At 67.2% G+C, this 13,232-nt stretch carries 11 protein-coding genes; 7 read left to right on the top strand and 4 right to left on the bottom strand.

All coding sequences use genetic code 11. The annotated features are described in order from the left end of the window. The 4 genes from ABZ348_RS19630 (at position 1) to ABZ348_RS19615 (ending at position 5,599) form a co-directional block, all read left to right on the top strand. Entirely contained in the window at positions 1-966 is a 966-nt protein-coding gene (locus tag ABZ348_RS19630; protein ID WP_358934669.1) for a sugar ABC transporter permease, read from the top strand. Then, a complete protein-coding gene (locus ABZ348_RS19625) occupies positions 963-1,793 on the top strand; it encodes a carbohydrate ABC transporter permease (RefSeq protein WP_358934667.1) in 831 nt (276 codons plus the stop codon). The genes ABZ348_RS19630 and ABZ348_RS19625 overlap by 4 nt, the downstream gene beginning before the upstream one ends. A gap of 144 nt (positions 1,794-1,937) precedes the next feature. After that, positions 1,938-3,785 carry a glycoside hydrolase gene (locus ABZ348_RS19620; protein ID WP_358934665.1) on the top strand — a complete coding sequence of 616 codons (1,848 nt, stop codon included), beginning with the start codon at positions 1,938-1,940 and terminating at the stop codon, positions 3,783-3,785. 365 nt (positions 3,786-4,150) lie between these two features. Beyond that, complete coding sequence (locus ABZ348_RS19615) at positions 4,151-5,599, top strand: glucoamylase family protein (RefSeq protein WP_358934663.1); 1,449 nt, start codon at positions 4,151-4,153, stop codon at positions 5,597-5,599. A 100-nt stretch (positions 5,600-5,699) separates the two neighbouring features. Here the strand turns inward: ABZ348_RS19615 and ABZ348_RS19610 are convergent, their stop codons facing one another. Further along, positions 5,700-6,725, bottom strand: a complete 1,026-nt coding sequence (locus tag ABZ348_RS19610) for a winged helix-turn-helix domain-containing protein (protein ID WP_358934661.1) — start codon at positions 6,723-6,725, stop codon at positions 5,700-5,702. 218 nt (positions 6,726-6,943) lie between these two features. On the opposite strand from ABZ348_RS19610, the gene ABZ348_RS19605 reads away from it, so the two are divergent. Continuing rightward, the gene (locus ABZ348_RS19605; protein ID WP_358934659.1) at positions 6,944-7,387 is read left to right on the top strand and encodes a hypothetical protein; all 444 of its coding nucleotides are present in this window, start codon (positions 6,944-6,946) and stop codon (positions 7,385-7,387) included. A gap of 78 nt (positions 7,388-7,465) precedes the next feature. Continuing rightward, positions 7,466-8,410, top strand: a complete 945-nt coding sequence (locus ABZ348_RS19600) for a hypothetical protein (RefSeq protein ID WP_358934657.1) — start codon at positions 7,466-7,468, stop codon at positions 8,408-8,410. Positions 8,411-8,542: 132 nt separating this feature from the next. On the opposite strand, the gene ABZ348_RS19595 is transcribed toward ABZ348_RS19600, so the two are convergent. Genes ABZ348_RS19595 through ABZ348_RS19585 form a run of 3 tightly spaced genes read right to left on the bottom strand, consistent with a single transcriptional unit; the run spans position 8,543 to position 11,746 of the window. Continuing rightward, positions 8,543-9,655: an iron chelate uptake ABC transporter family permease subunit gene (locus tag ABZ348_RS19595; RefSeq protein WP_358934656.1), complete on the bottom strand. Its 1,113-nt coding sequence runs from the start codon at positions 9,653-9,655 to the stop codon at positions 8,543-8,545. Next, the gene (locus ABZ348_RS19590) at positions 9,652-10,683 is read right to left on the bottom strand and encodes an iron chelate uptake ABC transporter family permease subunit (protein WP_358934655.1); all 1,032 of its coding nucleotides are present in this window, start codon (positions 10,681-10,683) and stop codon (positions 9,652-9,654) included. The genes ABZ348_RS19595 and ABZ348_RS19590 overlap by 4 nt, the downstream gene beginning before the upstream one ends. Positions 10,684-10,696: 13 nt before the next feature. Further along, entirely contained in the window at positions 10,697-11,746 is a 1,050-nt protein-coding gene (locus ABZ348_RS19585) for an iron-siderophore ABC transporter substrate-binding protein (RefSeq protein WP_358934654.1), read from the bottom strand. 533 nt (positions 11,747-12,279) lie between these two features. On the opposite strand from ABZ348_RS19585, the gene ABZ348_RS19580 reads away from it, so the two are divergent. Beyond that, on the top strand, positions 12,280-13,092 hold the full coding sequence (locus ABZ348_RS19580) for an SAM-dependent methyltransferase (protein ID WP_358934652.1): 813 nt from the start codon (positions 12,280-12,282) through the stop codon (positions 13,090-13,092). Positions 13,093-13,232: the final 140 nt, after the last annotated feature.

Here is a 13,232-nt window from a genome sequence, read left to right as displayed (position 1 = left end):
ATGGACACGCTCACCACAACGCCGGCGGAGAAGGCGGGCGCGGCGGCTCACCCTTCGCCGTCCGGCGCACGGCCTCAAAGACGTCGGGCCGGCGTACAGAATGTGGCAGGGTGGTTGTTCTCCACCCCCTTTCTCGTACTGTTCGCCGTCTTCATGGCCCTTCCCATCCTGGCCACCTTGGTGATGAGCTTCACCGACTTCGGTCTGCGCAATGTCACCGATCCGCTGTCGGCCAAGTTCATTGGCTTCGAGAACTACACCAAGCTTTTCCAGGACGAAAAGTTCCTCACCTCCCTGTTCAACACCGCATACTTCGTGGTCGTCGGTGTGCCGCTGACCATTGCCGCGGGCCTGGTCATCGCCGTGCTGCTGAACAACGGCATCGATCGACTGCGCACCTTCTTCCGTATCGGCTTCTACGCTCCCGTGGTCACCAGCATCGTCGCCATCGCCGTGGTCTGGCGCTTCGTCCTCGATCCAGCGGATGGCCTGGTAGCCGGAGTTGCGAGTGAGTTGGGCATGACGGCCCCGGACTTCCTGGGATCGGAAACACTCGCCATGCCGTCCTTGATCGTGATGGCCATCTGGCGCAACCTGGGCACCGTCATGGTCCTTTTCATCGCCGGCCTCCAGGCGATTCCCCATGAGGTCCGTGAGGCTGCCAGGCTCGATGGCGCAGGCGCATGGAACGAATTCCGCTTGATCACTGTCCCCTTGCTGCGCCCCACCCTGCTGTACGCCACCGTGATCACCACCATCGGCTATCTCAATGTCTTCGAGGAGCCGTTCGTGATGACGAACGGAGGCCCTTCCAACAGCACGTTGACCGTCTCCCTCAACATGTACCGCGAGGGCTTCAACTTCTTCCACATGGGTTACGCGAGCGCCATGGCGTATGTCCTGTTCGTCGCGATCATGGGCATCACCGTGCTCCAGCTCCGTCTGCTGAAGGACAACACGACATGAGCGCCGTACGACTGAAGAGGCCATCGGCCTATGTGTTGCTCGGGCTCGGCCTGGTGCTCATGGCTGCGCCCTTCGTCTGGATGGTGCTCTCGGCCTTCAAGACCAAGCCCGATCTCGCAGCCAGCCCGCCGGTGTGGATCCCCACGGAGTGGACGCTCGCCAACTTCCGCGAGCTGTTGGAACTGCTCGATCTGCCCCGCTACTTCCTCAACTCGACGATCGTCGCCGCCCTGGTGACGCTCTCCAATCTGCTGTTCTGTTCGATGCTCGGATATGCCCTGGCCAAGCTGAACTTCGCCGGCCGTAACAAGCTCTTCGGGCTGGTCCTCGGTGCCCTGATGGTTCCTGGCAATCTGATGCTGCTGCCGCTCTTCGTGCTGATGAGCAAGATGCAACTGATCGACTCCTATGCGGGGTTGGTACTGCCCTTCGCCGCGGGTGCCTTCGGGGTCTTCCTGATGCGTCAGTTCATGTTGTCCGTCCCCGACGAGCTGCTGGAAGCGGCTCGGCTGGACGGTGCCGGCGAGTGGTACATCTTCTGGCGGATCGTCATGCCGCTGGTCAAGCCGGCCCTGGCCACCCTGGCGATCCTCACCTTCCTCCAGTCGTGGAACAACTTCGTCTGGCCGCTGATCGCGACGAACGACCCCGACAAGTACACCCTCCCCGTGGCGTTGGCGACCTTCGCCACGGACCCCAACCGGGCCAATGGCGCCAACGGTGTTCTGATGGCCGGCTCCTTCCTGGTGGTCCTTCCGGTCCTCCTGGTCTTCGCCGTGTTGCAGCGGCACTTCACTCAGGGCATCGCCACTGCCGGTCTGAAGTAGGACCCGCGGCAGGAAGCAGCACCCGATGAAACGGGACCCCTCCACTGCTCGGCGCGCAGTCGAACTCGGGGAGCGCCCGATCGTGCGACCCGAGCCGACCACTGCCCACTTCCCCATACCCAAAATGCTGAGGTTTGTTCTGCTATGACTGATAAGTCTGCCGCTCATGTCGACTGGGATTCCCGTATCGGCAAGCCCAGCGACACCCGTCTCACCGGGGTGGGGGAGTTGCCCGCCCCCGGACGGTTGACCGCTCAAGGCGGAACCGGACTGGTGCTCCTCCACTGGACGCCCGTGGAAGGAGCGATCGGCTACCTCGTCCACCGTGCTGACAGCGCCGAAGGCCCCTACGCACCACTTGACCACCTCGGGGGCGATGTACTGGCTGTGCCGCACCCTCCCTACGCCGACACCCTGGCCACACCGGGACGGACCTACCACTACAAGGTCGCCACCTGGTCCGACAACGGTGCGGGCGAGCTCTCCGAGCCGGCCATCGGTCGGGCCCGCGCGGAGGGCGCCACACCTGCCGCGGTCACCGTGGCCCTCGACGCCTCCGCACCCAGCAGCGAACTGCCCCGTGTGTGGAACCGCATGATCGGTGCCGAACACTTCTCGCTGCTGGCCTGGGACAAGCCGGGTGCCGGTGGCTCTGACGTCGCCCTGGAGTACGCCCAGGCGCTGGGCATCGTCCGCGATGAGATCGGGGTGCGCAGCGTGCGAGCGCACGGCACCTTCCTCCCGGAAACCGTGTCGGTGCGGGCCGACGGCTCCTTTGACTTCTCCGGACTGGACGAGGTCTACGACCGCTTCCTCGCCACCGGGCTCAAGCCGGTGGTCGAGCTCTCCTTCATGCCCAAGGAACTCGCCACCGACCCCGAGTACACCGTCTTCGACTACCGTGCGCTGGTCTCCACCCCCCGCGACTGGCAGCGCTGGGGAGACCTCTGTCGCGACCTCGTCCTCCACCTCCAGGAGCGCTACGGCAAGGAGGAAGTGGCGGGCTGGGAGTTCGAAGTGTGGAACGAGGCCAACCTCGAAGTCTTCTGGAACGGCACCCAGGACGACTACCACCGGCTGTACGAGGTGGCCGTGCGTGCGATCAAGGCCATCGACGAGCGCATCAGGGTCGGTGGCCCCTCCTCCGCAGCCGCCGGTTGGGTGGGCGCCCTGCTGGAGCACTGCCGAACCCATGACGTGCCGGTCGACTTCGTCTCCACCCACACCTACGGCAACGCTCCCCTCGACTTCCGGCCCATGACACGCGCCTTCGCCGAAACCACGGGGCGGCCCGAGCCGGAGATCCTCTGGACCGAGTGGGGCGTCACCCCCACGCACTTCCATCGGGTGAGCGACTCCGTCTTCGCGGCCCCCTTCGTGCTGCGCGGTATGAAGAGCGCCCTCGCCTCCACCGACTGCCTCGCCTACTGGGTCGCGTCAGACCAGTTCGAGGAGCTCGGCTGGCCACACCGACTCTTCCATGGTGGATTCGGACTCCTGACGGTCGGAAACCTCCGCAAGCCGCGGTTCTGGGCGCTCTACCTCCTGTCGCAGTTGGCAGGCGGGCGCATCCCGGTCGCCGTCTCCGGCGACGGAGCGGATGCCCTGGTGGAGGCGATCGCCACCCGGGCAGAGGACGCCTCCACCCTCGACCTCCTCGTCTGGAACGGAACGCTCGACCAATCGAAGATCGACGGTGACCGGTCCCTCGATCGCACCGTCTCCGTCCACGTCGACGGGCTGCGCCCCGGAGCCACCTACCGCGTCGTCTCGCGCCGGGTGGACGAACGGCACGCCAACATCCAGGCGGTCTGGAACGAACTCGACGGCGGAGAGTGGCCCGACGCCCAGCAGTGGGAGAAACTGCGCGCCGCCGACCGACTGCCCGAAGAGCAACTCCCCGCGTTCGTCGCCAACGCCGATGGAGCCGCCCTGCTCACCATCGATCTGCCCAACCCGGGCATCCGCTTCCTGCGCCTCGCCCTCGACTGACCGAAGGGCCCGCCTTCGGATCGAGCCGGAGCGCGCGTGCCCGGCAAGGACTGTGTGCCCGGAAGGGACCGTGTGCCCGGCAAGGACTGTGTGCCCGGTAAGGGCCATGTGCCTGGAACGGCCCAGAAGAAGGGACCCCCACCGCTTCAGAACCGGCGGGCGCGCCCGAGGTGAAGGAGCCTCCCCGCCCCACCGGTTGCCCCACTGCGCAGCTGGTCGGTGCTGTCGAAGGACGGCACCGCCCGGGGCGCAACCCCCCACCCGGCTCGGGGGCCGCCGTCGTGCCAGGACGGCGGCCCCCGAGCCCGGATCACACCGCGTACCCACGACATGACTCCATACCGACCCACGGGAGCTGGAAGTCCATGGACCGTCTCGACCGCCGCACACTCCTGACCGCCGCCGGGGCAGGCGCAGCCGCCCTCTCCCTGCCGGCACTCGCCGCGCCCGCCTTCGCCTCGGACGCCCCCAAGGTGTCCACTGCTGAGAATCCCTCGCGAGATGCCTCTGATACACCGCTGCTCCGCAAGTGGTTCCGCGATACCCATCACTCGATCGAGGCATTGACAACCGACTTCGGTCTCACTGCCGACAAGGCTGACATCACCGTCGCGGGGCGCCCCGTCCCGTCCCGGAACACCTCGCCCACCAACATCGGCTGCGGCCTCTGGTCCACCGTCGCCGCCGGCGGACTGGGTGTCATCAGCCGCACCACCATGCAGCGGCGCCTGGCCCAGATGGTGGCGGCCATCGAGAAGCTCGAACGCCACCGCGGCTTCTGGCTCAACTGGTACGACGCGTACGACGGCTCCGTCCTCACCACCTGGCCCGAGAACGGCACGCCGGTCCGGCCCTTCCTCTCCTCCGTCGACAATGCGTGGCTCGTCACCGGACTGATCATTGCGGCGGACGCGGACCCGCGATTGCGCCGCCGCGTCGGCCGCATCCTCGCCGACGCCGACTGGTCGACCTTCTACACCCCCTACGACCCCGCCGACCCGGTCAAGGGTCCTGGTCAACTGCGCGGCGGATTCTGGACCGACACCGGCGAGCCGACCGGACACCACTACGGCGCACTCAACACGGAGCCCCGGATGGCGAGTTACCTCGGCATCGCCGACGGGTCGCTCCCCACCGATCACTACTGGCACTTGTTGCGCACCATGCTCCCCGAGCACGAGCAGGAGCAGAAGCCCGGCGGCTCGTACACCACCGTCGACGGGGTCCGGATCTGGAACGGTCACTACACCCATCGGGGCCGCAAACTCGTCCCCACCTGGGGCGGCTCGATGTTCGAAGCGCTGATGGTGCCCTTGTTCGTTCCCGAGCCCGAGTGGGCCAGGCGTTCATGGGGCGTGACGCACCACCGCTACGTGCGCTCTCAGATCGAGCACGGGCTGTCGGAGGAGAAGTACGGATACTGGGGGTTCTCACCCGCCGACATCCCCGAAGGCGGCTACAGCGAGTATGGAGTCGACGTCATCGGCATGCAGGTCGAGGGCTACCAGTCCGGTTCCGTCGTCACGCCCCATGCCGCCTTCCTCGCCCTCCCCTACGCCCGCAGGGAAGCCATCGCCAACCTCAAGGCGATCGCACGCGACTTCGACGCCTACGACGAGCGGTACGGATTCCGCGACTCGATCCATGTGCGAACGGGCCGGGTCAGTGACTTCGTCCTCGCGCTCGACCAGGGCATGATCATTGCCGCTCTGGCCCAGGAACTACGGCCGGGGCTGCTGCAACGCCCCTTCCGGACCGGCGGTTTTGCCGCCCGCGTCAAGCCGCTGCTGGCGAAGGAACGGTTCAGCATCTGACCCCGGGGACTGCCCCCACCGTGCTGCACCCCCGGGGCGATCCCGGGGCGCAGTACGGTGAGGGCACCGGCACCCAGAAGCAAGTGAGCACCTGGGGCGATCAGCAGTGGGCGTCCAACCGTGCGCCGTTTCCGAAGCCTGCGGGAAGCGGCCCCTCCAGCAGTTCCACGCCCAACGGTGTGAGCGTATGACGGATGGTGTTCCGCACCCGAAGGCTCCGGATCAGCCCCGCTTCGCGCAGCACGGTCGCGTGTTCGCTGGCCGAGGCAGGAGAGATGTCGAGGCGCCGGGCGATCTCGCCACCGGTCGCATCCTGCGCATCCGCGATCAACAGGAGGGTGGCCGCACGCGTACGCCCGAGCAGCCGCGCCAGCGTGTCGGCGCCAGGTGCATAGGCGGTCTGATCCAGCGTCAGAGAGTGTGCGTCCCGATTGATCGGATAGACGAGCACGGGAGTGAGCGAACCGTCCCGCAGCGAGATGGGCGTCCCCCGGCAGAAGTACGAAGGCACCAGGAACAGTCCCCTCCCTTGCAGGAAGAGGTCCTGCGGATGGGGGTAGGCGACCTCCAGGACGGGCGGACTCCAACGCACCGCCGGATGGAGGCTGTTCAAGAGCTCCTCCGTACCGCCCGAGAGGAACGCTCGGGCCCGCGCCGATCGTTCGGCGTCCACCGCTGACGTGATCTGCGTCCAATGCGGCTCCAGCGCCTGCCGCTGATAGCGCCGCAGCGCCGACCCCAACCCGCGCAGCGCGCCGGGATCGCCCTGTGCAAGGGCGTCCGCCCAGGACGGAAGGCGCTGTTCCTGACCGAGGGTGGCGAGATCTGTACGAAGCTGTGTGCGAGGAGTCGAGAGGATCGCCTCGATTCCGCTTTCGGTACAGGTGGTCCCGGCGGCAGGGGTGAGGAAGTCGGGCGAGTACCCCCGCGGAGGAGCAAGCCGAAGCAGCGGACGAGCCGAGGGATCGAGCGACCCTCGCATCCGGGTCCGCCAGCCGAGCATCCCGATATCGTTGTCGTGGCTTGCGAGGACATGCAGGCTCAGCAGTGTCTCCCAGGCGGGATCAGGTCCCGGTGCCAGCCGGATCCGGCTGAGGTCCTCCGCACTGAAGTGGATGCGCAGCACGAACGTACCCCCGTGAAAAGGCTGCTATCCCAGGTGCTCCACTGTTCCGGCTCCCTGCCCGGGACGGTAGTACCAAATCCGCCATGAGGTGTATTTCGGCGAGAACCGAAAGAGATGGGACATCCGACGAACCGCTCCTAGCGTCGATGTCAAGCACCACGGGGTGGAGTCACAGGCCGCCGACGGCCTCTGCCGACACCCCGGCAACGGAGGACACCATGACATCTGTACGCCGTACAGCAGGGGCGCTCGTCACCGCAGCGGCCCTCCTTGCGGGAACGGCCGTTTTGGCGACCGGACCTGCTTCCGCTTCCGAGTCCGCATCGGCATCCAAGGGTCTCCAGCGGGCCGCGGCCTGGGACGGGAACATCTACCTCTACTACAGCGCGTCCGCCAACAGCTCGTGGAGCAAGTACGCGGGATGGGTGAACGACTTCGCCGGCCACACCTTTGCCGCCGGTGGCGAAGGCAGTGGCCAGCAGGTCAAGAACAACGTCTACCGAGCCTGGAACAACGACGCCAACTGGACCGCTCGGATCTACTACAACGAGAACCAGAACGCGAGCGGCCCGGCTCCGTACGACGACTTCTACCCCGGCAACGCCCGCGCGCTCAACAGCGGGGTGCGCAACAACAACGCATCACTCAGCTGGTGGCAGTGAGCTGTGTCCGGCCCGCCCGTGTTCGCACGGGCGGGCCGCCCCCACGCCCGACCCCGCCCCGTCCCCAGGGAGGAACGCGTGAGCACGACCCGCGGACAGCGCGCGCTCGTCACCTCCGTCGCTCTGCTCGCCACCGCCATCGGTTGCTCACCGGGTGAGCAACCCCGGGACGTAGGAGCGGCAGGAAGCCCGCCGAGGGTCGGACGGGTGGACGTGCTGCTCTCCGTCGACTCCCTCGTACTGCCCGTCGAGCGGTACCTCTTCACCGATCGCCAGGTCGGCCGGGTGCTCCGGGCACGGGCTGTTCTGACGGCTTCCTGCATGCGGCGCTTCGGGCACAGTTGGCCGGTGCCCGCTGCGTCCGCGGAGACCGGGACGCTGAACCCGGCCAACACGGCGCACCGATACGGCCTGACCGATCCGACCGCGGCGGCGCGGTACGGCTATCATCCGGCTCCGGGTTCGCCCCTGGCGCGCACGCGGAAGAAGGGCCCGCCGGCACCCGCCCCGCCCGAGGCCGTGATGGTGGTGGCGACCGGAGCGGAACACGACGGTTCGCCCGTGCCCAAGGATCGTGACGGGCGAACGATTCCTCGGGGCGGATGCCTGGGTGAGGCCACCGCCGCGCTCTCAGGTGACCCCGGCAAGATCGGTAATCGTGAGCTCGTCGGAGCCATCAACATCGGCGGTCACCAGCAGTCGCAACGCGACGCCCGGGTGGTGGCCGTCTTCCGTGCCTGGTCCCTCTGCATGGAGCGGTACGGCCATCGATACGCCGACCCGACCGAGGCGCCCGGTGCTTCCGCGCAGTACACCGGCAAGACCCCGAGCCGGGCGGAGATCGCGCTGGCACGTACGGACGTCGCCTGCAAGCGGGAGACCAATGTCGTCGGCGTCTGGTCCGCGGTCGATGCGGCGTACCAGCGGCGTGCCATCGAGCGCCACCGGAGCGAACTGGACGCGGTCGTCCGGGACATCAGCACCCAGGTGACCCGTGCGGATCGCGTGCTGGCGGGTCTCTGATCGGTGAGGCCGACCCGGCGCGGCCGGAGGGAAATCCTCCGGCCGCCTGCTGCGCGTACCCGTCGCGGTGAGTGCTACCGGCCTCGATGCATCGGCAGAATCCCCCGTACCCGACCGGATCACTCAGGTCACTCAGAGTGCTCCCTTACGCCGCTCGCTCATCAGCAGATAGCCGAGGTAGGCGCCGCCGATCGCCATCGTGTAGATACCAACCGGCAGGTTCTCGAAGAGGGGGAGTTGCTGAGCGCAGAGATCTGCCAGGACCAGGAGCAGCGCACCGGTCAGGGCGGACAGCAACAGGTGCGGTCCGGGGAGCCGGGTGATCCGCCGTGCGATCTGTGGTGCGGTCAGGGCGATGAAGGCGATGGGGCCGGCCACGCTGACCGCACCCGCGGACAGCACGATCGCGAGGACGACCGCGAACGTCTTGGTGTTCTTGGGACCCGCCCCCAGCCCCTGGGCGATGTCGTCCCCCATCTCGCCCATCGACAGACGTCGTGAGATCAGGGCCACGAGCGGTGCGGTGCAGAGCACCACGACCCAGATCGTGGTCGCGTCGTCCCAGGAACGCGCCGACAGACTGCCGTTGACGTACGCCGACAGGGTCGACGCCTTGTCCCTTTCCATGGCGTAGACGACGTACTGCGTCACCGCGGTGCAGATCGCCGCGACACCGATCCCCGCCACGACCAGCCGGGCAGGATTGCGGAACCCGGTGCCCGTGGAGACGTACACCAGTCCCATCGCGAGGACCGCTCCCAACAGCGCCCCGAGGGGTACCGGTACGACGCCGGGCAGGAACAGCGCGGCGAAGGCCGCACCCGCACCCGCTCCCGCGCCTAGTCCGATCACATCGGGACTTCCCAGCGGATTGCGCGTGGCGGACTGGAACAGTGCCCCCGACACCCCCAGCGCACAGCCGGTGCCCAGGGCTACGACGAGCCGCGGGCCGCGCAGCCGTTCCAGGACGAAGGCGTTCTTGCCCTCCGCGCCACCGGAGAGCGCGGCGCCGAGTTCGTCGAGCGGAATGCCGAGTCGACCGAGGGACAGGGTGGCGACCGAGGCGGCGGCCGTGAGGATCAGCAGGGCGACGGCGGTGACGAGCGCCACCCGGTGAAAGGGGACGGCGACCCTTCGTCCCAGGGTGAGCACGGTCCGAGCCCTGACGGGACGTTCAATCGTGCGTTGCGCCGGGACCTTCGCCGTGCTCGGCGGCGGGGGAGTGACGGTCGGTGGATTCGTCATGCGTTCCCCCGCATCCTGCGTACGGCCAGGAGCAGCGCGGGGGCGCCGACGAAGGCGGTCACGACTCCCACCATCAACTCCTGGGGGCGCATCACCACCCGCCCCGCGATGTCGGCCAACAGCAGCAAGGTGGGTCCCGCGACCGCGGAGAACACGATCTGCCAGCGGAAGTCCACCCCGACCACAGCGCGCACGATGTGGGGCACCGCCAGTCCGACGAAGGCGATCGGGCCCACGGCCGCCGTCGCCGCGGCGCTGAGCACGGTGCCCGCGAGCAGCCCGGTCCCGCGGACCAACCAGGGGTTCACGCCCAACGAGGCTGCGGTGGCGTCCCCGAGCGCCAGCGCATTGAGACTCCGTCCGAGGAGGACGGCGAGCAGGAATCCGGCGGCGGCGAAGGGGAGCATCGCTTGCAGCACGTCGAAGTCCCGGCCGCCGAGCGCCCCGACCACCCAGTAGCGGTAGCTGTCGAACACCTGCGGTTTGCTGAGGGTGACCGCCTGGATGTATGCCATCAGTACGGCCGAGAGCACTGCGCCCGCCAACACCAGTCTGACCTGGCTCTTGCTGGAGCCGACCGACCCGATGACCTGGACGGCGATGCCCGCGACCAGAGCCCCAGGCAGCGCCCACCACATGACGGCGGTGTTGCCGGTCACCCCCCAGAAGGCGGTTGCGGTGACGATGCTCGCCGATGCACCGGCGTTGATGCCCAACAGCCCGGGTTCGGCGAGTGCGTTGCGGGTGACGCCCTGCATCAGCGTGCCCGCCACGGCCAGGGCCAGACCCGCCAGCACACCGAGCGCCGTCCGCGGATAGCGGCTCTCGACGATGGTCGTGACCTGGACGTCTGCCGTACCGGACAGCACATCCAGCACATCGCCGAGTGACGTCGGACGACTGCCGACCATCACACTGGCGAGCAGGGTGACCGCCAACAGGGCCAGTCCGATGACCAGCGCATACGCCCGCCGAGCAGTACCACGGCGCGTGGTACTGCTCGGCGGTACGGGAGTGACCGTAGCCATCTGTGGGGTGCGCCTACTTGCCTGCGGCGGCGACGGCCTTGTCGATCAGCGGCAGATAACGGTCGATGACCCACGGGACGGTCAGCGGGTTGATGATCGACGAAGCCGTGACGAACGGATTGTTGTCACCGACCACCACGGCACCCTTCTGGATCGCCGGGATCGCCTTGTACAGCGGCTGGGACTCGATCTCCTTGCGGTTCTTCTCGTCGCTGTAGAACGTGAAGATCAGATCGCTGTCCTTCAGCTTCTCCGCGTTCTCCAGACCGATGAGCGCGGAGTCGGTGCCCTTCGTCTCCTTGAAGGTGTTCACCACCGGGTCGACGGTGAGCCCGAGGGAGGAGACCATCTTGACCCGCTGCTCCTCGGCCTGGAAGACGCCGAGGGTGCCGGGACCGGTGTTGTAGATGTAGGAGAACTTGAGGTCCTTGTAGTTCGGCCGGGTCTTGGCGGCGTCGGCCAGCTGCTTCTCGATGGTCGCCTTGAGCTTGGCGGCTTCCGCCGGCTTGCCGAGCGCCTTGGAGATGATCTCGATCTGCTGGTCCCAGTTGGTGGACCAGGGCAGGTCGGGATAGGCGACGGTGGGCGCGATGTCCTTCAGGATGTCGTACTGCTCCTGGGTGACGCCCGACCAGGGGGCGAGGATGACATCGGGGTCCAGCTCGGTGATCGTTTCGAAGTCGATCTCCTCGCCACCGGCGAACTGCTTGGGCAGCTTGCCGCCGGCCTTGGTGACCGCCTCGTGGATCCACGGGAGGTAGCCGGTCTTGTCACTGCCCCAGGCGTAGCTCTCGATGCCGACGGGGGTGTGGCCGAGGGCGATCGCCGTCTCGGTCGAACCCTGCCCCAGGGTGACCACGCGCTTCGGCTCCGCGGGGATGTCGGCCGTGCCGAGGGCGCTCTTGATCGAAACGGGGAACGCGCCCCCGCTCTTCTCGGAGTTCTCGGACGTCTTCTTGTCGCTCTCGCCGGAGGAGGAGCAACCGCCGATCGTGAGGACTACGGCTGCGGCGGTGGCCGCGGCGGCGAGCGCGCGACGACGCACGCGGGTGAACCCGAGCATGGATGTTCCTCATGGAGTTGAAGTGCACAGTGGTCGATGCGTTGCGGGCGAGGGATGACACGGCCGTTGCGGCATGTCGGACATGACGGAGCAGTGCAGCCCTGATCGACTTAGGGAAGCCTAAGCTACGATTGGCGAAACGTTCAACCACCCACCCTGCGGGCCCGAGGGTCCACGGCTGTGGACTCCCGTGTTCGCGGTCCCCGAGGTGTGGGCCTGGTCGACGGTGCGGCAACTCCCGTGACGGGGGTGCCGGGATATCGGCCAAGATCAACAGGTGGCCATGGGGGCGTCTGTGCACACGACGGCCGCTCCCGTCCCACCCAAAGCCATGCGAACAGGGTCACTGTCACCGTGCGAGCTCCATGGCCCCGTCTGTGGGGGGTTGGATCGAACTCCGGATGCGTGTACGAATATGGCTGAAAATGTCTCTCGTAAGGTCGATCCTGCTCGGATGACCTATCCGGGGAAGCACCCGCTCCCTAGCATGGTCGCCCTGTAGCTCCTGTTGAAGAAACGCGGGTGAGGGCTGGATGCGTGGGGAGTCATGGCGCCCGGACGCCATTGACACGACCGTCCCGAGCGTAGCTCGGATGTACGACTACTACCTGGGGGGTAGTGACAACTACGAGTCGGATCGCGAAGCATGTGAAGAACTGCTGAAGCAGGTTCCGAGCACCAAGGAACTGGCGGTCAACAACCGCCGCTTCCTCCAGCGAGTGGTGCGGCTCCTGGCGAGCGAGTACGGCATACGCCAGTTCATCGACCACGGCTCAGGTCTGCCGACCCAGGACAACGTGCACCAGGTCGCCCAAGCGGTCGCTCCGGAGTCGAGGGTCGTCTACGTCGACAACGATCCGATCGTCCTCGCCCACGGCCGTGCCCTGCTCAACGAGAACGACCGTACGGCCGTCATCCAAGCGGACATGCGCGACACCGAGGGCATCTTCACCCACGAGGAGACGACCCGGCTGATCGACTTCACCCAGCCCGTCGCGGCCCTCTTCGTCTCCGTGATGCACTGCATCCCCGACGAGGACGACCCGGCGGCCCTGGTCCGCCGGGTGGCCGAGAAGCTGGTGCCGGGCAGTTGTCTGGTCGTGTGTCAGCTCGTCAGCGACCGGCCCGAGATCCGCAAGTTCGTGACCGACTTCATGGCCGAGGCCACCGGCGGCCACTGGGGCCGGGTCCGCGAACAACGCGAGGTCGCCGCCTACTTCGAGGGGTTCAACATCCTGGACCCCGGGCTCGTCGAAGTCTCCACCTGGCGGCCCGACAGCGATCTCGCTCCCGTGCAGCAGACGCACGAGTGGCTCGAATGGGGAGGCGTGGCCACCATAGACTGACCGGCTCCACAGAGTCGCCGGCCTTCCCCAACGGCCCTGTTCCGCGCGCCGATCGGCGCGCGGGGTCGGAAGAGCGTGGTGGAGGGGAAGTGTTTTAACACGAAGGTGTAGTTAACGGTGGTGGCCGGATAAGTAAAAAA

Source organism: Streptomyces sp. NPDC005963, assembly GCF_040638655.1.
Taxonomy (GTDB): domain Bacteria; phylum Actinomycetota; class Actinomycetes; order Streptomycetales; family Streptomycetaceae; genus Streptomyces.
This window is presented reverse-complemented; position numbering and strand designations above follow the sequence as displayed.

Bases quoted from the DNA above. Each gene is read 5' to 3' on its own strand.
- ABZ348_RS19630 (WP_358934669.1), top strand. From the start codon at position 1: ATGGACACGCTCACCACAACGCCGGCGGAGAAGGCGGGCGCGGCGGCT.
- ABZ348_RS19605 (WP_358934659.1), top strand. From the start codon at position 6,944: ATGACATCTGTACGCCGTACAGCAGGGGCGCTCGTCACCGCAGCGGCC.
- ABZ348_RS19595 (WP_358934656.1), bottom strand. From the start codon at position 9,655: ATGACGAATCCACCGACCGTCACTCCCCCGCCGCCGAGCACGGCGAAG.
- ABZ348_RS19590 (WP_358934655.1), bottom strand. From the start codon at position 10,683: ATGGCTACGGTCACTCCCGTACCGCCGAGCAGTACCACGCGCCGTGGT.
- ABZ348_RS19615 (WP_358934663.1), top strand. From the start codon at position 4,151: ATGGACCGTCTCGACCGCCGCACACTCCTGACCGCCGCCGGGGCAGGC.
- ABZ348_RS19625 (WP_358934667.1), top strand. From the start codon at position 963: ATGAGCGCCGTACGACTGAAGAGGCCATCGGCCTATGTGTTGCTCGGG.
- ABZ348_RS19585 (WP_358934654.1), bottom strand. From the start codon at position 11,746: ATGCTCGGGTTCACCCGCGTGCGTCGTCGCGCGCTCGCCGCCGCGGCC.
- ABZ348_RS19580 (WP_358934652.1), top strand. From the start codon at position 12,280: ATGCGTGGGGAGTCATGGCGCCCGGACGCCATTGACACGACCGTCCCG.
- ABZ348_RS19620 (WP_358934665.1), top strand. From the start codon at position 1,938: ATGACTGATAAGTCTGCCGCTCATGTCGACTGGGATTCCCGTATCGGC.